19 protein-coding genes and 1 tRNA gene are annotated in these 20,891 nt (G+C 44.8%); 5 read left to right on the plus strand and 15 right to left on the minus strand.

What is annotated here, in order from left to right:
• Positions 1 to 291: 291 nt before the first annotated feature.
• A complete protein-coding gene (adhE, locus tag FR741_RS05065; protein WP_012841564.1) occupies positions 292 to 2,994 on the plus strand; it encodes a bifunctional acetaldehyde-CoA/alcohol dehydrogenase in 2,703 nt (900 codons plus the stop codon).
• A 141-nt stretch (positions 2,995 to 3,135) separates the two neighbouring features.
• Here the strand turns inward: adhE and FR741_RS05070 are convergent, their stop codons facing one another.
• The 3 genes from FR741_RS05070 to sodB form a co-directional block, all read right to left on the minus strand.
• Complete coding sequence (locus tag FR741_RS05070) at positions 3,136 to 3,819, minus strand: SDR family oxidoreductase (protein ID WP_012841565.1); 684 nt, start codon at positions 3,817 to 3,819, stop codon at positions 3,136 to 3,138.
• Between the two features lie 191 nt (positions 3,820 to 4,010).
• The gene (locus FR741_RS05075; protein ID WP_167426362.1) at positions 4,011 to 4,514 is read right to left on the minus strand and encodes a VC2046/SO_2500 family protein; all 504 of its coding nucleotides are present in this window, start codon (positions 4,512 to 4,514) and stop codon (positions 4,011 to 4,013) included.
• A 155-nt stretch (positions 4,515 to 4,669) separates the two neighbouring features.
• Positions 4,670 to 5,254: a superoxide dismutase [Fe] gene (gene sodB, locus FR741_RS05080; RefSeq protein WP_167426363.1), complete on the minus strand. Its 585-nt coding sequence runs from the start codon at positions 5,252 to 5,254 to the stop codon at positions 4,670 to 4,672.
• A gap of 284 nt (positions 5,255 to 5,538) precedes the next feature.
• On the opposite strand from sodB, the gene FR741_RS05085 reads away from it, so the two are divergent.
• Both FR741_RS05085 and FR741_RS05090 read left to right on the plus strand, forming a co-directional pair.
• Positions 5,539 to 5,874 carry a Grx4 family monothiol glutaredoxin gene (locus tag FR741_RS05085; protein WP_017635833.1) on the plus strand — a complete coding sequence of 112 codons (336 nt, stop codon included), beginning with the start codon at positions 5,539 to 5,541 and terminating at the stop codon, positions 5,872 to 5,874.
• Positions 5,875 to 5,948: 74 nt separating this feature from the next.
• Entirely contained in the window at positions 5,949 to 6,578 is a 630-nt protein-coding gene (locus FR741_RS05090) for a DsbA family protein (RefSeq protein ID WP_167426364.1), read from the plus strand.
• Positions 6,579 to 6,653: 75 nt separating this feature from the next.
• Here FR741_RS05090 and FR741_RS05095 read toward each other — a convergent pair whose 3' ends face one another.
• Positions 6,654 to 7,979: a Na+/H+ antiporter family protein gene (locus FR741_RS05095; RefSeq protein WP_005396535.1), complete on the minus strand. Its 1,326-nt coding sequence runs from the start codon at positions 7,977 to 7,979 to the stop codon at positions 6,654 to 6,656.
• Positions 7,980 to 8,007: 28 nt separating this feature from the next.
• Positions 8,008 to 8,652: a ribonuclease T gene (gene rnt, locus FR741_RS05100; protein WP_005396536.1), complete on the minus strand. Its 645-nt coding sequence runs from the start codon at positions 8,650 to 8,652 to the stop codon at positions 8,008 to 8,010.
• Between the two features lie 263 nt (positions 8,653 to 8,915).
• Here rnt and motY point away from each other — a divergent pair, with 263 nt between their 5' ends.
• Positions 8,916 to 9,797, plus strand: coding sequence for a flagellar protein MotY (gene motY, locus FR741_RS05105; RefSeq protein ID WP_053808838.1), 882 nt, complete (start codon positions 8,916 to 8,918; stop codon positions 9,795 to 9,797).
• A gap of 120 nt (positions 9,798 to 9,917) precedes the next feature.
• On the opposite strand, the gene FR741_RS05110 is transcribed toward motY, so the two are convergent.
• The 10 genes from FR741_RS05110 to FR741_RS05155 all read right to left on the minus strand — a co-directional run bounded on the left by FR741_RS05110 (position 9,918) and on the right by FR741_RS05155 (position 18,263).
• Positions 9,918 to 10,352 carry a DUF2753 domain-containing protein gene (locus FR741_RS05110; RefSeq protein WP_005384886.1) on the minus strand — a complete coding sequence of 145 codons (435 nt, stop codon included), beginning with the start codon at positions 10,350 to 10,352 and terminating at the stop codon, positions 9,918 to 9,920.
• A 150-nt stretch (positions 10,353 to 10,502) separates the two neighbouring features.
• Positions 10,503 to 10,919 (minus strand): lactoylglutathione lyase, encoded by a 417-nt coding sequence (gloA, locus tag FR741_RS05115; RefSeq protein ID WP_005380739.1) that lies wholly within the window; start codon positions 10,917 to 10,919, stop codon positions 10,503 to 10,505.
• Positions 10,920 to 10,951: 32 nt separating this feature from the next.
• Complete coding sequence (gene nth, locus FR741_RS05120; RefSeq protein ID WP_167426365.1) at positions 10,952 to 11,593, minus strand: endonuclease III; 642 nt, start codon at positions 11,591 to 11,593, stop codon at positions 10,952 to 10,954.
• A gap of 64 nt (positions 11,594 to 11,657) precedes the next feature.
• Positions 11,658 to 12,350, minus strand: a complete 693-nt coding sequence (locus tag FR741_RS05125; protein WP_054867993.1) for an electron transport complex subunit E — start codon at positions 12,348 to 12,350, stop codon at positions 11,658 to 11,660.
• Positions 12,350 to 12,982, minus strand: a complete 633-nt coding sequence (gene rsxG / locus FR741_RS05130; RefSeq protein WP_006743364.1) for an electron transport complex subunit RsxG — start codon at positions 12,980 to 12,982, stop codon at positions 12,350 to 12,352. Before rsxG ends, FR741_RS05125 begins: the two co-directional genes overlap by 1 nt.
• 7 nt (positions 12,983 to 12,989) lie before the next feature.
• A complete protein-coding gene (gene rsxD, locus FR741_RS05135) occupies positions 12,990 to 14,036 on the minus strand; it encodes an electron transport complex subunit RsxD (protein WP_012841573.1) in 1,047 nt (348 codons plus the stop codon).
• A complete protein-coding gene (gene rsxC, locus FR741_RS05140) occupies positions 14,036 to 16,672 on the minus strand; it encodes an electron transport complex subunit RsxC (protein ID WP_167426366.1) in 2,637 nt (878 codons plus the stop codon). The genes rsxD and rsxC overlap by 1 nt, the downstream gene beginning before the upstream one ends.
• A gap of 8 nt (positions 16,673 to 16,680) precedes the next feature.
• Positions 16,681 to 17,277 carry an electron transport complex subunit RsxB gene (rsxB, locus tag FR741_RS05145; protein ID WP_005396655.1) on the minus strand — a complete coding sequence of 199 codons (597 nt, stop codon included), beginning with the start codon at positions 17,275 to 17,277 and terminating at the stop codon, positions 16,681 to 16,683.
• A 3-nt stretch (positions 17,278 to 17,280) separates the two neighbouring features.
• Positions 17,281 to 17,859 carry an electron transport complex subunit RsxA gene (gene rsxA, locus FR741_RS05150; RefSeq protein WP_005380762.1) on the minus strand — a complete coding sequence of 193 codons (579 nt, stop codon included), beginning with the start codon at positions 17,857 to 17,859 and terminating at the stop codon, positions 17,281 to 17,283.
• 328 nt (positions 17,860 to 18,187) lie between these two features.
• A tRNA-Asn gene (locus FR741_RS05155) sits at positions 18,188 to 18,263 on the minus strand.
• A 559-nt stretch (positions 18,264 to 18,822) separates the two neighbouring features.
• On the opposite strand from FR741_RS05155, the gene uvrB reads away from it, so the two are divergent.
• Positions 18,823 to 20,853, plus strand: coding sequence for an excinuclease ABC subunit UvrB (uvrB, locus tag FR741_RS05160; protein ID WP_167426367.1), 2,031 nt, complete (start codon positions 18,823 to 18,825; stop codon positions 20,851 to 20,853).
• Positions 20,854 to 20,891 lie beyond the last annotated feature (38 nt).

Raw genomic sequence — 20,891 nt, forward strand, 5'->3', positions numbered from 1 at the left:
CTTTTATTTATTTGTCTATTTGCTTCTTTTTTGTTCAATAAAAAGTGAAGATTAATTTATTTGTTTATCAGTGAGTTATGTCGTTTTAGTGTGATGAGGCACCACTTTGGTGGTATTTAGGTCGTGAGAACTGATCCAAGTCAATTTTTTTCACACTCTGAAATATTATACTCAGTCCTGAAAGCAATTTACTAAGACGTTTGTTTTCTAAGTGACTGATAAACAGTAAAAACGATAAGTAATAGCCTTAGTAAAAAGTTTTTAATATTTGTTAATTTTAGGAGATTCCCTATGCCTGTAACTAATATGGCTGAACTAGATGCAATGATTGCTCGCGTTAAGAAAGCGCAAGAAGAGTTCGCTACTTACTCTCAAGAGCAAGTAGACAAAATCTTCCGTGCAGCATCGCTTGCAGCTAACCAAGCCCGTATCCCGCTAGCTCAACAAGCGGTTGAAGAATCTGGTATGGGTATTGTTGAAGATAAAGTAATCAAGAACCACTTCGCTTCTGAGTTTATCTACAACAAATACAAAGACGAACAAACGTGTGGCATCCTAGAAGAGGATGACAACCTAGGTACTATGACTATCGCTGAACCTGTAGGTATCATCTGCGGTATCGTACCAACGACTAACCCTACATCTACAGCGATCTTCAAATCTCTAATCTCTCTGAAGACTCGTAACGGTATCATCTTCTCACCACACCCACGTGCGAAAAACTCGACTAACGACGCAGCGAAACTGGTTCTAGACGCAGCAGTAGCAGCGGGTGCACCAAAAGACATCATCGGTTGGATCGACCAACCTTCTGTTGAGCTTTCTAACGCTCTTATGAAACACGATGACATTGCTCTTATCCTTGCAACTGGTGGCCCAGGCATGGTTAAAGCAGCTTACTCTTCTGGTAAACCAGCAATCGGTGTAGGTGCAGGTAACGTTCCTGTTGTTATCGACGAAACTGCTGACATCAAACGTGCAGTGGCTTCTATCCTGATGTCTAAGACTTTCGACAACGGCGTAGTATGTGCTTCTGAGCAGGCTGCAATCGTCGTTGATGAAGTGTACGACGAAGTAAAAGAGCGTTTTGCTTCTCACAAAGCTTACGTACTAAGCAAAGCAGAAGCAGAAAAAGTTCGTAAAGTTCTTCTTATCGATGGCGCGCTAAACGCGAAAATCGTAGGTCAGCCAGCAGCGGCAATCGCTGAAATGGCAGGCGTTAAAGTTCCAGCAGACACGAAAGTCCTTGTTGGTGAAGGTCTAGGTAAAGTGTCTCACGATGACGCATTCGCTCACGAGAAACTATCTCCAACTCTAGGTCTATTCCGTGCTGACAACTTCGAAGACGCGGTTGCTCAAGCGGTAACTATGGTTGAGATTGGTGGTATCGGCCACACATCTGGTCTTTACACTAACCAAGATACTAACGCTGACCGTATCCGTTACTTCGGTGACAAGATGAAGACAGCTCGTATCCTAATCAACATCCCGACTACTCACGGTGGTATCGGCGACTTGTACAACTTCAACGTTGCGCCTTCTCTAACTCTAGGTTGTGGTTCATGGGGTGGTAACTCTATCTCTGAGAACGTAGGTCCTAAACACCTAATCAACAAGAAAACTGTAGCGAAGCGAGCTGAAAACATGTTGTGGCATAAACTACCTAAGTCAATCTACTTCCGTCGTGGTAGCCTTCCAATTGCTCTAGGCGACCTAGAAGGTAAGAAGCGCGCATTCTTAGTAACTGACCGTTTCCTATTCAACAATGGTTACGCAGATGACGTAGTAAGCCTACTTAAAGCTCAAGGCATGGAAGTTCAAACATTCTTCGATGTTGAAGCTGACCCAACGCTTTCTGTAGTAGAGAAAGGTGCGGCTCAAATGGCTAGCTACCAACCAGACGTTATCCTAGCGCTAGGTGGTGGTTCACCAATGGATGCTGCGAAGATCATGTGGGTAATGTACGAGCACCCAGAAACTCACTTCGAAGAACTAGCAATGCGCTTTATGGACATCCGTAAACGTATTTACAAGTTCCCTAAAATGGGTCAAAAAGCTGAGCTTGTATGTATCACTACAACTTCAGGTACTGGTTCAGAAGTTACACCATTTGCGGTTGTTACTGACGACAAGACTGGTGCTAAATACCCACTAGCTGACTACGAAATCACGCCAAACATGGCTATCGTTGATGCTAACCTAGTGATGAACATGCCTAAGTCTCTAACAGCATTTGGTGGTTACGATGCAGTAACTCACGCTCTAGAAGCTTACGTATCTGTTCTTGCGAACGAATACTCAGATGGTCAGGCTCTACAAGCACTTAAGATGCTAAAAGAATACTTACCTTCAAGCTACGCGAACGGCGCTAACGACCCAATCGCTCGTGAGAAAGTACACAACGCCGCAACTATCGCTGGTGTGGCATTTGCTAACGCATTCCTAGGTGTTTGTCACTCAATGGCGCACAAACTAGGTGCTGAGTTCCACATTCCACATGGCCTAGCAAACGCACTACTTATCTCTAACGTTGTACGTTACAACGCGAACGATAACCCAACTAAACAAACAGCGTTCTCTCAATACGACCGCCCACAAGCACGTCGTCGTTACGCTGAAGTTGCTGACCACTTAGGTCTAAGCCAAGCTGGTGACCGTACTGCTCAGAAAATTGAACGTCTACTAGCATGGTTGGATGAGCTAAAAGTGAACCTAGACATCCCAATGTCTATCCAAGCGGCAGGCGTAGCTGAAGCAGACTTTATCGCGAAACTTGATGAGCTAGCAGTTGAAGCGTTCGATGACCAATGTACTGGTGCGAACCCTCGCTACCCACTAATTAGCGAACTTAAAGATGTGTTAATGGCTTCTTACTACGGTAAAGCATTCGTTGAAGGTGAAACTTTCGAAGGTACAACAGTTATCAAGAAGAAAGCAGACCAAGAAGCAGCGAAAGCGGCGCCTAAAGCAAAGAAAGAAAAAGCTGACGCGTAATTAAGAGTCGTGTGAGTAAGGTTTTCGCTAGCACGAAACCTTAACCGGGAAAAAGTAAAGCCCCAGTCATTTGACTGGGGCTTTTTTTGTTGAAAGAGTTGAGTAATAGCGATCCGTTTACGGAACAAACACGTTGTCCATTCATACTTCTGTAGCAACCACTCTGCCACTAAAATACTCATTTGATACGATATACGCGGTATTGCGAACCAATTCATCTTGGATCTCGGCCCAGTGTCTTTCGTTAAGTTCTTCTCTTGTATGGTTTACCGAAGGAATGACGCCACCCACCCGAATATTAAATGGAGTGAGCTCTTTTGCCCAACTGTGAGTAAAACCTGACACCAAAGCAGCCATGCTTTCGACTCCCGTTAAATCTTCATGGCTGTCATGGGAAATGACGTTAACAATTACCCCTTTCTTATTTCTAGCGCGAAATCGTTCGGCTCCCACCTGGCCATAGGTGTAGAGGAAACGTGCTGCAGAAGACAAGTGATCAATGTAAGTACTCATAGGTTCGGGAGCCATCAACCCTGGCATGGGAGAGCTCGTCCAGCAATTGACTATCACGTCTGGTGTCGCACGCAGCTGCGATTCTATCTGATCAAACAGTAAGTTAATGGACGTTGTGTTATCACTGCACACATTCATCGCATAGACTTTATCTGTGAAGGCACTAATCTGCTCATAGCTCGATTTTAGAGCGCTAGAGTTTTGATCACAAAGAATCAACGTCGCTCCAAGGTGAGCAAAGTGACTAGCACAAGTCCTTCCTATAACAGAACCTGCAGACGTGACGAGAATAATTGATTCTTTAATATCCATAACACCTTCACTGTATCCCTGTGTGAAAAAAATACACCAGTGGTTTGTGCTATTAGCATGGTTGAAATTAGAAAGGCTCAGTGTGAAAGACTTCAAACTAACGCTTTTGGATGAGGACTATTGTGCGGTAATTTGTAAGGCGTCACATTTCTGACTGTGGATACTGCAAGCTGTTGGTTGAACAATGATCTCTATACTTGCAGTTGAATTTGATACTGACGTTGAGCCGTCACTAGTTGATTGTATAGCCCTGCATCTGGGATGAGGTTTTTGTTGCGCTCGCCCAATTTGCGTCGCTCATGACCGGATAGGTTGTGATAAACGTCTTCAGGAAGATTAAACGTATCTTCCGGCAAGTAGGTCAGGGCGTCTGGTTTCAAGTAGTGACTCAGTTTCGCTGAGGGTAGACCTGCACCGTGGAATTGTTTTGCTTGCTGTGCTGCTAGCTCATAGCTGCTGCTATCAGAACGAAGAGCTTGAGGCGTTGACAATTCAAGTTGTTGACGGAGTATATCTTCGCTGGTGGCTACTTCTTTGATTTCCTCTACAGGTACAACGTCGCGTACATCGTTAGAAAACATCGACAAAATCAGTGCAAAATCGGCACGACGTCCTTCGTGGACAGCATGGTTGATACCATTGCCGAACTGAAGTTCGTTAATAATTGCCGCTTTGTCTAAAGTATAAATTTGCATGATGTTCCTCGCTCGATGCCATTTTAACGGCGTGTCTGAGAAGAACTTTAGGAAAAAGAAGAGATTAAATTGGAGTTTTTAAGCGAAAAATAAAAAGCTCGCTGGTTCAGCGAGCTTTTAAAATAAGACTAAATTGAACTTAGGGGGAAGTAAAATTACTTCGCTAGGTTCTCAGCTACGAAGTCCCAGTTTACAAGTGCCCAGAAGCCGTTCATGTAATCAGGACGTACGTTGCGGTAATCGATGTAGTATGCGTGTTCCCACAGGTCAACAGTTAGAAGTGGTGTTGTACCTTCTTCTGTTAGAGGAGTAGCAGCGTTAGAAGTGTTAACGATCTCTAGAGAGCCGTCAGCTTTCTTAACAAGCCAAGTCCATGAAGAACCGAAGTTGTTGATTGCTGAATCAGTAAACTTCGCTTTGAATTCTTCGAAAGAACCGAATGCTGCGTTGATTGCGTCAGCAACTGCGCCAGTTGGTTCGCCGCCCGCGTTTGGAGCAAGACAGTGCCAGTAGAACGTGTGGTTCCAGATTTGCGCTGCGTTGTTGAATACGCCACCAGTAGAAGTCTTGATGATCTCTTCTAGAGTTTTGCTTTCGAACTCAGTGCCAGGGATAAGACCATTTAGCTTAACAACGTAAGTGTTGTGGTGCTTACCGTGGTGGTAGTCTAGAGTCTCTGCTGAGATGTGTGGTTCTAGTGCGTCTTTCGCGTAAGGAAGAGCTGGTAGTTCAAATGCCATTACTCGATTCTCCATTGATTTGAAAGGATGACCTTTCGATTGCTTCCAGTGTTTTTTATAGCTATGTAGCCTTTAAGGCTGACTTGCTAAGTATTTTAGCAAGTTTTTACTTTATTAAAACCCCGATATGAAAATATTTTAAGGGGTTAGCGGCTGTGAAGTGCTGAATTGCTCGCCATCAAGCAACCTGAATTTAAGCCTTATTAATTATATGGTTTTTATTCTGTCGTTATTGAGTAGAATGTGGCAAATAAACAAAGTTCAAACCCATGAATGAGGAAGCGATGGAAACTATCGACAAAATCAAACAGCAGATCTCTGAAAACTCAATCCTGCTGTACATGAAAGGATCACCGAAACTGCCAAGCTGTGGTTTCTCTTCTCAAGCGTCACAGGCTCTAATGGCATGTGGTGAGAAGTTCGCTTACGTAGACATTCTGCAAAACCCAGATATCCGTGCTGAGCTACCAAAGTACGCACAATGGCCAACATTCCCTCAACTATGGGTTGAAGGCGAGCTTATCGGCGGTTGCGATATCATTCTAGAAATGTTCCAAAAAGGTGAACTTCAGCCTCTAATCAAAGAAGCTGCAGCGCGCGCTGAAGATCAAGCTGAGTAATTCGTAAATACTCACATTTAGCGATAGAATACGAAGGAGCCGTACTGGCTCCTTTTTCTTTTTAGGTTAGTGGAATGAACATAAAGCTTTACTACGTGCATGACCCAATGTGCAGTTGGTGTTGGGGTTACAAACCGACGCTTGATAAATTGAAACAGCAACTGCCAGGCGTTATTCAGTTTGAGTATGTGGTGGGTGGTCTTGCGCCAGATACTAGTTTGCCGATGCCACCAGAGATGCAACAAAAACTCGAAGGTATTTGGAAGCAGATTGAGCGTCAGTTGGGCACCAAGTTTAACTACGATTTTTGGAAGCTTTGTACGCCAGTAAGAAGCACTTACCAATCTTGTCGCGCAGTTATCGCAGCGGGCTTTCAAGATTCTTATGAGCAGATGCTAGAAGCGATTCAACATGCGTATTACTTACGTGCGATGCCTCCTCATGAAGAAGCGACTCACTTGCAGCTAGCTAAAGAAATTGGTTTGAATGTTCAGCAGTTCAAGAACGATATGGACGGCTCTTTCTTAGAAGGTGTGTTCCAAGATCAACTGAGTCTTGCAAAGAGCCTAGGCGTGGATTCTTACCCTAGCTTGGTTCTTCAAATTAACGACGCTTATTTCCCGATTGCCGTGGATTATCTGTCAACAGAGCCTACCTTGAAACTGATACGTGAGCGTATTATTGACAATATGTCAGCGCAATAATCGCGATTTCAAATAACAAAAAGCCGCTCAATGAGCGGCTTTTTCGTAACTAAGTATATCCATCAAACAAAGGTACTAAAGCACCATTGCAGCAATCCAACCAAAGATGATCAGTGGAATGTTGTAGTGGATAAAGGTTGGAACAACCGTTTCCCAAATGTGCTCATGCTGACCGTCGGCATTTAGACCAGATGTAGGGCCTAATGTCGAGTCGGACGCTGGAGAACCAGCATCACCCAAAGCGGCAGCAGTACCAACAAGTGCGATGGTTGCCATTGGCGAAAAACCAAATGCCAACGCGAGTGGAACGTAGATTGTCGCCAAGATTGGAATGGTTGAAAACGATGAACCAATGCCCATTGTTACTAGCAGGCCAACGATCAGCATCAGTAGTGCTGCAAGCGGCTTATTATCACCAATGCTCGTAGAGAGAGACTGTACTAATGTCTCAACGCCACCTGTTTGCTTCATTACCGCAGCAAAACCTGCGGCAGCGATCATGATGAAACCAATCATAGCCATCATATGCACGCCTTTTGTGAAGACATCGTGCGTTTCTTTCCAAGCTATCACACCGCCAAAAGTAAACACCATAAAGCCAGCTAGAGCACCAATAATCATTGAGCCAGTGTAAAGCTGAACACCCAATGCGGCGACAATACCAAGAGCAGCCACCAAAATGTGCTTTTTATTGATAGCATGATCTGTCTCGTGAACGACAGTCAACTCCGTTTCTTCGTAGATGCGCGGTTTACGGTAGCTAACAAAGATCGCCAGCAATAGACCAAACAACATACCAGCACCTGGCAGTAACATTGCAGTTGGAACTTGGCTTGCAACCACGTTCTCCAAACCGTTGTCATGTAGGTTCTTTAATAGAATGTTGTTTAAGAAAATGCCGCCGAAACCAACAGGTAAGATCATGTAAGGTGTGATCAAACCAAAGGTAAGAACACACGCGACCAAACGTCGATCGAGCTTAAGTTTCGCAAATACGCCCAAAAGAGGTGGAATCAAAATTGGAATAAAGGCGATATGGACCGGAATTACGTTCTGAGATGACATAGTGACAAGAACGAGCGCGACTAACACCGCGTACTTTAACCCGGTAGTTGACGCCGAGTTTTCTTTACCGTTTAAGCGCTTGATAACACTTTTTGCCAGTAGGTCCGTGATGCCAGATTTAGAGATGGCAACGGCGAAAGTACCTAACATTGCGTAGCTCAGAGCGATAGTCGCACCGCCACCTAAACCACTTTCGAACGCGGCAACTGTGTCTCCAAGGCTCATGCCTGCGACAAGGCCACCAACGATGGCACTAAACGTGAGGGCAACCACCACGTTTACGCGCATCAATGCTAACACGAGCATGACGCACACTGATATAACGACAGGATTCATACTTTTCCTAATATGTTGTGTTTACTTATTATTCTTCGTCAGCAAGCGGCCAACCGCCGAGGGCCTTCCATTTGTTGACAATACCGCAGAATAATTCTGCTGTTTTTTGTGTATCGTAAAGCGCTGAGTGTGCTTCACGATTATCGAATTCCATCCCGGCCGTTTTGCATGCTTTCGCGAGAACCGTTTGACCATAAGCAAGGCCACTCAATGTTGCCGTGTCAAAAGTAGCAAAGGGATGAAAAGGGACTCTTTTTAGTTTACAGCGCTCATTGGCTGCATTTACAAAACCTAAGTCGAATGCTGCGTTATGGGCAACCATAATTGCGCGCGAGCAATCTGCGGCTTTTTGTTCTTTGCGAATAAGTTTATAAATCTCTTTTAACGCTTCTTGCTCAGAAACTGCACCACGAAGAGGGCTATATGGGTCACGAATACCATTGAATTCTAGCGCTTCTTTTTCTAAGTTAGCGCCCTCAAATGGCTCAACATGAAAATGAATGGTGGAGGCCGGATGCAACACGCCATCTTCGTCCATTTTTAACGTAACGGCGCAAATTTCTAAAAGTGCATCAGTTTGAGCATTGAAACCTGCGGTCTCAACGTCTACTACCACAGGGAAATAACCACGAAAGCGTTTTTTCAAGGTCAGAGCTTCATTTTCTATTGTCATGTCGGCTTATTTTTGTGTGACGAAGGCTGCATTATTGCAGATTATACCGACGAGAAAAACCGCAATTTAGGAGAAAAACGGAATTCTATTTTGCATCTCATCAATACGCTCGATCGCATTTCGTGTGATTGAGTTACCATGATTAACGTTAATCGTAATGTTACGATATTTCGCACGTTGGCGAGGTTCTTGCATGCCGGGTGAAGTGGTTTTATTGATTCAAATTGACGGCAACAGACTGCCGTTTAAGAGACAGTACTTAGATGAAGAAATGGCTGATTACTAGTGGCGTTATATTTTCGTTGTTTAGCACAAGCAGTTTTGCTGTGATGGGTAAACGTTATGTTGCCACTCCACAGCAATCTCAATGGGAAATGGTGGTCAACACACCGTTAGAATGCCAACTTGTTCACCCTATTCCAAGTTTTGGAGATGCGGTATTTTCATCTCGTGCGAATAAAAAAATCAATTTAGACTTTGAGTTAAAAATGCGTCGTCCGATGGGAGAAACACGTAACGTCAGTCTCATCTCTATGCCGCCACCTTGGCGGCCAGGTGAACACGCCGATCGAATTACAAACCTAAAGTTTTTTAAACAGTTTGATGGTTATGTCGGAGGGCAAACAGCATGGGGCATTTTGTCTGAGCTGGAAAAAGGGCGTTATCCGACCTTTAGTTATCAGGATTGGCAGAGCCGAGATCAGAGAATTGAAGTCGCATTGTCATCCGTGCTGTTTCAAAATAAGTACAACGCGTTTAGCGACTGTATTTCCAATTTATTGAAATACAGTTTTGAAGACATTGCCTTTACGATTTTGCACTACGAAAGACAAGGCGATCAGTTAACCAAGGCTTCCAAAAAGCGTTTATCACAAATTGCAGATTATATCCGACATAATCAAGATATCGATCTCGTGCTGGTGGCGACGTACACCGATTCAACCGATGGCAAAAGTGCGAGCCAAAGTTTATCTGAGCGACGTGCAGAGTCACTTCGTGATTATTTTCAGTCTCTAGGGCTACCGGAAGATCGAATTCAAGTGCAAGGGTACGGCAAGCGTCGTCCTATTGCAGATAATGGCTCGCCAATAGGAAAAGACAAAAACCGCCGAGTCGTAATATCACTCGGGCGAACCCAAGTGTAACGAATATAAAAACGCCGAAGCTGAAAGCTTCGGCGTTTTTAATTTACTGACGTTGTTAATAATATTTTAATAGGATTTTGCTAAGTACCTTTCGGTGATTCCGGCTGTATAATTTGAATGTTAGTTTAAGCGGAATTTGGCAATGACTTCGCAATTTGTTGCGGTATCGATTTTTTCAACCTGTTTGGCAATAGCCGGATTAGGGTGACGTTTCATGAAGTCTATTAATGCTTTAGTGCAACATCCTATTGAGTCGATAAAGCTTGCACATTCTTTATTTGGGCATTGTGGGATGAGTGTTAAGACTTTCTCTGAAGCCAGCTGAAGGTATTTGAGTTCATAGTCAGTGTCTCCGGCCCAACGCCAGAACTGAGCTAAGTTATGACAAGAAATCACAGAAATTAATAATCGCTCGTCTGCTTCAATTTCCACACATTCGCTAATATCTTCACTCAGGCTTAGGGCTTGCTGGTAATGAAGAATGCTGCGAACAGGGTCATCTAGTTGAAGTGCCGTATCGGCTAGAAGTGTGTGTTTTTCCCATTCACTGATCATTATCGTAATCCCGCATATCGAAGTTGCGAATAAATCTAAACGATAATTATTATCAAGTAAAGTGTTTTGTTTATAAAAGAACAGGCAGATCGCAGACCTGCCTGTAATCGATGTTCAACTTGCAGTACAAGTGATTATTAGAAGTGCCGCTTAGCCTTCAAGACCTGCTGAAGCTTGCTTGTTTTGGATAAGCTCAATCATATAACCATCTGGGTCTTTTACGAATGCAATGTGCGTGCTTCCGCCTTTTACTGGACCTGGTTCACGCGTCACATTACCGCCCGCCGCTTTGATAGCGTCGCAAGTTGTGTAGATATCATCAACACCAATGGCGATATGACCAAAAGCAGTACCTAGGTCATATTCAGTTTTACCCCAGTTGTAAGTTAGCTCGATCACAGCACCTTGGGATTCGTCACCGTAGCCAAGAAACGCCAGTGTGTATTCGTACTCTTTATTCTCGTTCGTACGAAGCAACTGCATGCCCATAACTTCAGTGTAAAACTTGATGGATTTGTCTAGATCACCTACGCGAAGCATAGTGTGGAGAATTCGACCATTTGACATTTTTTGCTCCTAGCTTTGATTTTCAAATAGCGTTAGCTATCTGGATATACTTTCTCTTTATATTCGCACAAATCTTCAATAATGCAGCTACCGCAGCGAGGCTTTCTCGCCAAGCACGTGTAGCGGCCATGAAGAATGAGCCAGTGGTGCACATCGAGTTTGAACTCTTTTGGCACAACTTTTAATAGCTTTTGCTCGACATCATCAACCGTTTTGCCGATTGCAAACTTAGTACGATTCGACACGCGATAAATGTGCGTATCGACGGCAATGGTTGGCCAACCAAAAGCGGTGTTGAGCACGACGTTTGCGGTCTTGCGACCTACGCCTGGTAGCGCTTCTAACGCTGCACGATCTTCAGGAACTTCACCATTGTGTTTTTCCAACAAGATCTTACAAGTCTTGATAGTGTTTTCTGCTTTTGAGTTAAATAAACCGATGGTCTTTATGTATTCTTTTAAGCCATCAACTCCCAAATCGAGAATACTTTTCGGTGTATTAGCGACAGGGAAAAGCTTGTCGGTGGCTTTATTGACACTTACATCGGTTGCTTGCGCTGATAGTAATACCGCGATTAGCAGTTCAAAAGGGGAGCTCCAGTTAAGCTCAGTTTGAGGATTCGGATTGTTTTCTCGTAATCGCTCAAGAATTTCGATTCTTTTTATTTTGTTCATTGCTGACTTCCAATACCGTCTCTGCGGTTTATGAAAAAGGCTCCTATGACAGAGCCTTATTTTGTTATGCGTTGGTGACGCGAGCACGTTCTATGGTTGGTTTTTCTTCTTTTGGTTGACGTGCCTGGACTGAATTATCGATGACATTTTTAAGCGCTATCAACAGACCAACACCGATAAATGCACCGGGTGGAAGAAGCGCTAGCAGAAAGCTGTTGTCAAATTGGAAAACTTGAATGCGGAGAGCGGATGCCCAGTCTCCTAATAGCAGATCTGCCCCGTCGAATAGCGTGCCATTACCAATTAACTCACGCATGGCACCTAGCACGACCAAAACGCTTGTCATACCAAGACCCATCCATAAACCGTCTAATGCTGCAGGCGCAACATCATTTTTTGAAGCGTATGCTTCAGCTCGACCAATAATGATGCAGTTCGTTACAATCAGAGGAATAAAGATACCAAGAGACAGGTATAAACCATACGCATAGGCATTCATCAATAACTGAACGCAGGTAACAAGTGAGGCAATAATCATCACGAATACAGGAATGCGGATCTCTTTTGGTACGTAATTACGAATAAGAGAAACCGTGACGTTGGAGCCGACCAGCACTAATAAGGTTGCAATACCAAGACCTAAGGCATTGGTTATTGTGGAAGAAACCGCTAGTAGTGGACACAGACCCAGCAGCTGTACGAGAGCAGGGTTATTACTCCACATACCGTTTTTCATCAGCAATTTATTCTCATTCATTACTGCTCTCCTTCACAGCCCAAAGGCTGGCTAAGAATGTCTTCACGAGATTGGTTTACGTAGTTAACGGTATTTCGCACCACTTTTACGACGGCTCTAGGCGTGATCGTTGCACCAGTAAATTGATCGAAATCACCACCATCTTTACGAACTTTCCATGAGTTCCAGTTACTTTCCGTGACTTGTTTGCCCGTAAAGCTCAGGATCCAGTCGGTGACACGAAGATCAATTTTGTCGCCCAGGCCAGGGGTTTCTTGATGGCTTAAGACGCGTGTCCCCAAAATATTGCCCTGATTGTCAATCCCAGTAATAACTTTTATCTCACCATTGTAGCCATCTGGCGCGATGGATTCTATTGCGATTGCTGTCGGTTCACCATTCTTTGTGGCGAGGTAGGCTGGCATCGCACGCAATGTCCCCAGTTCTGGTGACGTGACCATAGTGCAGGCTTGCGTGAGTGCGTTGTCATGCATATTTTCTGGAATGACTTGATTCAAAACAGAAAGCAATTGTTGTTGTTCTTGTATCTTGATTTGGTCTTTTGTTAGGTACTGAGTAAAGGCGACTAATCCGGTTGTTGCACAGGCAAAGATCGCAAGTGTCAGACCATTTTTTCTAATAGCGGTTAACATGTTTACCTCAGTGACCGTAAGTTCTAGGTTTGGTGTAGTAATCGATCAGTGGCACACACATATTTGCAAGTAACACTGCGAATGCAACACCATCAGGGAAGCCGCCCCAACTGCGAATGATAAAGACCAAAGCACCAATAAGCGCGCCAAAGATCAAACGTCCTTTAACGGTGGTAGACGCCGACACGGGATCGGTTGCAATAAAGAATGCGCCAAGCATGGTTGCACCTGATAACAAGTGGAAGATTGGCGACGCAGTTTCCCCTGGGGTCAGCAAGCTGAACACGAGGCTAAATAGCGTCAGGCTCGCTAGGAAGCCTACGGGGATATACCATTGGATGATGCGTTTTTTGATCATCACTAAACCACCAAGTAAGTAGGCAAGATTTACCCATTGCCAACCAATGCCAGCTAATCCATCGAATATTGGCTGCGACAGTACTTCGCTTGGGGTTGCACCTGTATGAATGCCGGTCTTAAATGCATCAAGTGGCGTCGCCATTGTCACACCGTCAACCCCCGTTCGAACTTGCTGAAGCGATAAGCCGTCGTAATCATAGCCCGTAAAAATTAAAGAGAGTGTATCTGCAAAATTTACGTGATCAGGTATGAGTGACGTCGGGGCACTCCAACTCGTCATTTGCACTGGGAATGAGATCAACAAGACCACATAAGCGACCATGGCAGGATTGAATAAGTTTTGACCAAGGCCACCATATAGGTGTTTAGCGATTACAATCGCGAAAATAAGTCCGATCACCATAATCCACCACGGAGACCATGGTGGGATAGCAACGGCTAATAACCAAGCGGTAACGATCGCACTGTTATCACGTAGTGCTCGCATCGGCGAACGTTTACGGAATACCATAACTAAGGCTTCAAGTGATACAGCGACTGCGATGGCAAAAATCAGTTGAATAAGCGTTCCCCACCCAAAGAAGTAGGTCTGAGCCGCTAAACCTGGGAGAGCACAAAGTGCCACCCATTTCATTAAGTCAGGTGTGCTACGACGGCTGTGGGTATGCGGTGAACTGGCAATAAAAAACGACACTACTCGTTCTCCTCAGTATTATTTTTATTAGCTTTTTGCTGCGCTTTGCGAGCCTTCGCGCGCGCAATAGCAGCAGCGACAGCCGCTTTTTTCGGATCTTCAGTTTGTTCAGCAGGCGTTTCAGCTTCTACCGTTTCGGCTGGTTCTTCTTGCTTAGCTTTACGCGCTTTGGCACGCGCAATGGCCGCAGCGACAGCCGCTTTTTTCGGATCTTCAGTTTGTTCAGCAGGCGTTTCAGCTTCTACCGTTTCGGCTGGTTCTTCTTGCTTAGCTTTACGCGCTTTGGCACGCGCAATAGCCGCAGCGACAGCCGCTTTTTTCGGATCTTCAGCTTGTTCAGCAGGCGTTTCAGCTTCTACCGTTTTGGCTGGTTCTTCTTGCCTAGCTTTACGCGCTTTGGCGCGTGCAATGGCAGCAGCAACCGCGGCTTTCTTCGGATCCTCAGCTTTCTCAGCAGGCGCTTCAGTTTCTTCCGTTTCAGTTGAGTCTGCTTGTTTCGCTTTACGCGCTTTGGCACGCGCAATGGCAGCAGCAACCGCGGCTTTTTTCGGATCGTCGGTTGGCTCAGTAGGCGCTTCTGCTTCTACCGTTTCAGCTGAGTCTGCTTGTTTCGCTTTACGAGCCTTAGCGCGAGCAATAGCAGCAGCAACCGCGGCTTTCTTCGGATCTTCGGTTTTCTCAGTAGGCGTTTCAGCTTCTTCAGTTTCAGTTGAGTCTGCTTGTTTCGCTTTACGTGCTTTGGCACGTGCAATGGCAGCAGCAACCGCGGCTTTCTTCGGATCGTCGGTTTGCTCAGCAGGTGCTTGAGCTTCTAACGTTTCGGTTGGTTCTTCTTGTTGAGCTTTTTTCGCTTTAGCTCGGGCGATGGCTGCTGCAACTGCCGATTTCTTATCATCAGCGTTGTTGTCTGGTGTTTCGCCTTGCTCTTTTTGTGCTTTACGTTCGCGGGCTAGACGTTTGCGTTCTTCGCGCAGTTTTGCCATTTCTGAGTTATCAGGTTCACTAGAGCCTGCTTTAGCGGCTGCGGCCTGTTTTGCCTTCGCTTTGGCAATGGCTGCTGCGACGGCAGGTTTCACGGCTGGCTCTGCTTTTTCTGTTGTTTCTGTCTTCTGAGCTTTCACTCGTGCGATCGCTGCTGCAATCGCATCATCACCACCAGAAGATTTCATGTCTTTACGGCGCTGATCGGCTGCTTTCTTAAAGCGACTTTCACGTTCTGCTTTTTCGCGCTCCATGCGCGCTTTCTTCTCTTCAAAACGCAGCTTCGCTCGCTCAGCAGCTTCCGCTTCTTGTGTTCTGGTGCGAATTTCCGCTTTTGCTTGGCGGTAGTACTGTACGAGAGGAATTTCACTTGGACACACAAACGCACAAGCACCGCACTCGATACAATCCTTTAAGTTTAGTTCTTCGAGTTTGTCATACTCTTCAGCTTTTGCATGCCATTGCAGTTGCTGAGGTAGCAGTGAAGCAGGGCAAGCTTCAGCACATTGGCTACAGCGAATACATTCCATCTCATGTTGGTGTGGAGAGATCTCACGACGAGTCGGGGCAAGGATACAGTTTGCTGTCTTGGTAATCGGCACTTGAGAGTGGGGAAGGGTGAAGCCCATCATTGGTCCACCCATGATTAAACGTTGTAACTTCTTATCGGCTTTATAGCCAAACTCATCCAATAACGCCTGTACTGGTGTACCTAATAATGCCCAAACATTGCGTGGTTGTTTGAATGTTTTACCGGTGAGAGTCACCACGCGTTTTATCATCGGTTCACCATCGATGATTGCGCGTTTGATTGAGTAAAGAGAACCGACATTTTGAACCAAAATACCAATATCGGCTGGAATTGCGCCGCTTGGTACTTCTTTATTGGTCAAAATTTTGATCAGCTGTTTTTCACCACCAGAAGGGTATTTAGTCGGGATAACGCGAATGACGATATCTTTGTTTAGAGCCGCAGCTTCTAACGCTTTAATTGCCTCTGGTTTGTTATCTTCAATACCAATAATCGTGAGCTTTGGTGTCAGGATATGTTCGACAATCTCGATACCTTGGATGAGCTCTTCGGCATGCTCTTGCATGAGCTTGTCATCTGATGTGATGTATGGCTCACACTCAGCTGCGTTGACGATAAGAATCTCTGTGCGAGCAAAACCTGATTGGATTTTTTTTGCGGTAGGGAAACCTGCGCCACCCATACCTGAAATGCCTGCGAGACGAATAATATCGATCAGTGCGTCAGGTGTTTCTTGTTTGTAATCCGCGACGGGTTTTCTGTCACACCATGTATCGTTACCATCAGGTGTAATGACCGCACAGAGTTCACTCAGACCTGAAGGGTGAGCAACGGTTCTAGGCTCAATTGCGGTGATCGTACCCGATGTAGGAGCATGCACTGGAACGGTAAAACCAGTTTCGGATTGCGTTAATGGCTGACCTTTTAATACGTGGTCACCTTCGGCAACCAATAAGTTACCAGCCTTACCAATGTGTTGTTTTAGCGGTAATACAATTTCTGATGGGATAGCCGCGTGAACGAGCTCAGTTTTGTTGGACTGCTTTTTGTTTTCTGCCGGATGCACACCACCAGGGAAATCCCAAAGCGAGCCTGTACGAATTTGTTCAATCAAAGACAACATGCGAAACCTTACTTAATTGAATCTTTCACGTTCGCTGCATCGTCGGCAGCATCCGTAATGTTGAGTACTGGAATGGAGTTAAGTTGCCACTTCCAGCTTTCCGTGGTGGTTGCCACAGGAATCATTTCAATACAATCAGTTGGACATGGTGCAACACATAAGTCACACCCCGTACATTCGTCTTTAATTACGGTATGGACCGCTTTTGTACCGCCTACAATTGCATCCACTGGACACGCTTGAATACACTTAGTACAGCCAATGCACATATCTTCATGGATAAACGCAACGGTTGGAATTTTGCTGTCGAGATCGTGCGCAGATTCTTCTGGCTCAACACCCATTAAGTCGGCGAGCTTTTCGATTGTTGCCTGACCGCCAGGTGGACATTTGTTGATGTGGTCGCCATTTGCAATCGCTTCAGCATAAGGGCGGCAACCAGGATAGCCACATTGACCGCATTGAGTTTGAGGTAAGATTGCGTCGATTTGATCCACAATTGGGTCTGCCTCGACTTTGAAGCGAATAGAAGCAAAACCAAGTATCGCGCCGAAAATCGCAGCAAGAACCGCTAACGCGATGATCGCAATTAAAATCGTACTCATTGTTTACTTCACCAAACCTGTAAAGCCCATAAAGGCTAGTGACATTAAACCCGCTGTAATCATTGCAATCGATGCACCTTTAAAAGGCACTGGTACGTCGGCGGCAGCTATGCGCTCACGCATGGATGCAAAAAGTATCAACACCAATGAGAAACCAACAGCGGCGCCGAAGCCGTAGATAATCGATTCGATAAAGTTATGGTTCTCATTAATATTAAGAAGCGCGACGCCTAATACCGCGCAGTTTGTAGTGATCAGCGGTAAGAAAATACCAAGCAAGCGATAAAGTGTTGGACTTGTTTTGTGCACAACCATTTCGGTGAACTGCACCACAACGGCTATCACCAAAATAAAACTCATGGTTCGAAGGTACTCAATACCCAGTGGACGAAGAATGTAGCTTTCCACTAAATACGCACACACTGACGCGAGCGTTAGCACAAAAGTTGTCGCTAAGCCCATACCTATTGCTGTTTCCAGTTTTTTGGACACACCCATGAAAGGACATAGGCCCAAAAACTTCACCAGTACAAAGTTGTTCACCAGCACAGTGCCGACCAACAACAAAACATATTCGGTCATAGTTATTACGTTCTTAAAATCCGATCTTGATATTATCGTGTTTTGTGACACCAATAACAACCAGTGAACGATGTGGTTTTACATACACGATGGAAAAATAGTCGTCTATGTGAGGTATTTTGATGAATCAATAAGAAATTGAACAGCTTGCTGAATGGATTTTACAAAGACGCTGGTGCTGTCTTTCCTCAAAGAATCTTTTGCTCAGAAGGTGGGAATTACACTTAGCGAGTAATTTTAAGTCGTCACTTGAGATATTGATGGTGAAAGAAGTTTTTGATTTCAAAACGAAAAAAGCCGTGTCTTGCGACACGACTTTTCTGGAATTTGGCTCCTCCTGCTGGGCTCGAACCAGCGACCTGCGGATTAACAGTCCGTCGCTCTACCAACTGAGCTAAGGAGGAATTGCTTTGCTTGAAAGCGGAACGAATCTTACCGAGCAGCCAAACTACTGTCAACAGTAAAAAAATACATTTTTAGCAAAAAATATTGGGGGAAGGGCTTTACTTTTCTGTACTGCTTGTCAGTAAAGGGGTGAGGTTAGTTATCCACTAATTTTGTGGATAACTATGTTGATGAGATCTGAGTAAAGATCTTTTATATGCAACCTGGTTTTTATTTAGTGAATTTTTAATCAGAGCTATACAGAGAATATGCAATTAAAACATAGATTTATTGATGTTAAGCAAAATGTATTCAAGGTGGATAAAAATCTAGCTTTTGGGGATAAAGAGTGTTTAGGCTAATTTTTGGGGAAAAGTTGTGGAAACTGCAATGTGAAGAATGGGTGTGGCTCTTCAGCTAGGGCGAAGTACTATATCAGAGTAGGTTTTGTATGGCTATAGCATTCTAGACAAACAAGAAAATTTATTAACAATGGTGGGTAAATTTTCAATAGACGTAGATTTCATTGGCTAAGGTGTATATATATACAGCCAAAGCGCAGTAAATTTGAGGAAGGGTATGAGTAAAGTCTATGAATTGGTCTCCGATTATCAGCCATCGGGTGACCAGCCGGGAGCGATCAAGCAGCTGCTTGAGGGGCTCGATGCTGGACTGGCACATCAAACACTATTGGGGGTAACGGGATCGGGTAAAACGTTCACACTAGCGAATGTTATCGCTCAAGCCCAGCGACCTGCAATATTACTTGCTCCAAACAAAACTCTCGCAGCGCAATTATATGGCGAGATGAAATCATTCTTTCCTAATAATGCGGTGGAGTACTTTGTTTCCTACTACGATTACTACCAGCCTGAAGCTTATGTCCCGACGACGGATACTTTCATTGAAAAAGACGCATCGGTTAACGCTCACATAGAGCAAATGCGCCTTTCCGCAACGAAAGCACTATTGGAACGTAAAGACGCGATTATCGTTGCGTCTGTTTCTGCTATCTATGGTTTGGGAGACCCAGAATCTTACTTGCAAATGATGTTGCATTTACGTCGTGGTGACGTGATTGATCAACGGAACATGCTACGACGTTTGGCAGAGCTACAATATTCAAGAAATGACGTGGCATTTGAGCGAGGACAGTTCCGGGTTCGTGGCGAAGTGATTGATATCTTTCCAGCGGAATCTGACCAAGACGCAGTTCGTGTCGAAATGTTTGATGATGAAATTGACTGCATCAGTGTTTTTGATCCATTGACTGGTGTGGTGAAACAGCGAGATTTACCACGCTACACCATTTATCCTAAGACGCACTACGTGACACCAAGAGATCGTATTCTTGAAGCGATTGAAAATATTAAGGTTGAATTAGAAGTACGCAAAAAACAGCTTCTAGACAACAACAAGCTACTGGAAGAACAGCGTATTAGCCAGCGGACTCAATTCGATATCGAGATGATGAATGAGTTAGGTTTTTGCTCAGGTATCGAAAACTATTCTCGCTATCTCAGCGGACGATCGGAAGGCGAGCCGCCACCGACATTGTTTGATTATTTGCCTCATGACGGTTTGTTGATCATCGATGAATCCCACGTGACGGTGCCGCAGATTGGTGCCATGTATAAAGGTGACCGCTCTCGTAAAGAAACGCTGGTAGAGTTTGGTTTTCGCTTACCTTCTGCGTTAGATAATCGTCCCCTCAAGTTTGAAGAGTTTGAAGCGTTAGCACCGCAGACGATTTTTGTCTCTGCGACGCCAGGAAGTTATGAACTAGAAAAATCTTCAGGCGATGTAGCGGATCAAGTTGTTCGTCCAACAGGCTTGCTTGACCCAGAATTGGAAGTTCGCCCAGTAGCGACCCAAGTAGACGACTTGTTGTCTGAAATTCGCCTCCGTTCTGCTAAAGATGAGCGAGTTCTAGTGACAACATTGACCAAACGAATGGCCGAAGATCTCACCGAGTACTTGCACGAACATGATGTTAGGGTACGTTACTTACACTCAGATATTGATACCGTAGAACGTGTGGAGATCATCCGTGATCTTCGTCTTGGCGAGTTTGACGTGCTGGTGGGAATTAACTTGCTACGAGAAGGCTTGGACATGCCTGAAGTTTCGCTGGTTGCAATATTGGATGCAGATAAAGAGGGCTTCTTGCGCTCCGAGCGTTCACTGATTCAGACCATTGGTCGTGCTGCGCGAAATCTTGAAGGTAAGGCGATCTTGTATGCTGACCGAATCACCAACTCCATGAAAAAGGCGATGGATGAAACCAACCGCCGCCGCGAGAAGCAGAAAGCGTACAACGAAGAAATGGGCATTTCGCCGCAAGCGCTCAAACGAAATATCAAAGATATTATGGAATTGGGCGATATTACCAAGTCTAAACGTCAGCGTAATACTAAACAGGTACCGTTGTCGAAAGTGGCGGAGCCTTCGCAAACATACGAGGTCATGTCTCCTCAGCAGTTGGAAAAAGAAATCAGTCGACTTGAGGCGGCAATGTATCAGCACGCGCAAGATTTAGAGTTTGAATTGGCGGCGCAAAAGCGTGACGAGATTGAAAAACTAAGAGCGCAGTTCATCGCAAATAGTTAAAAATAAGCTTAATGATCTAGCTTAGCCAAGTGTTTTAG

This window comes from Vibrio diabolicus, from assembly GCF_011801455.1.
Lineage (GTDB): Bacteria > Pseudomonadota > Gammaproteobacteria > Enterobacterales > Vibrionaceae > Vibrio > Vibrio diabolicus.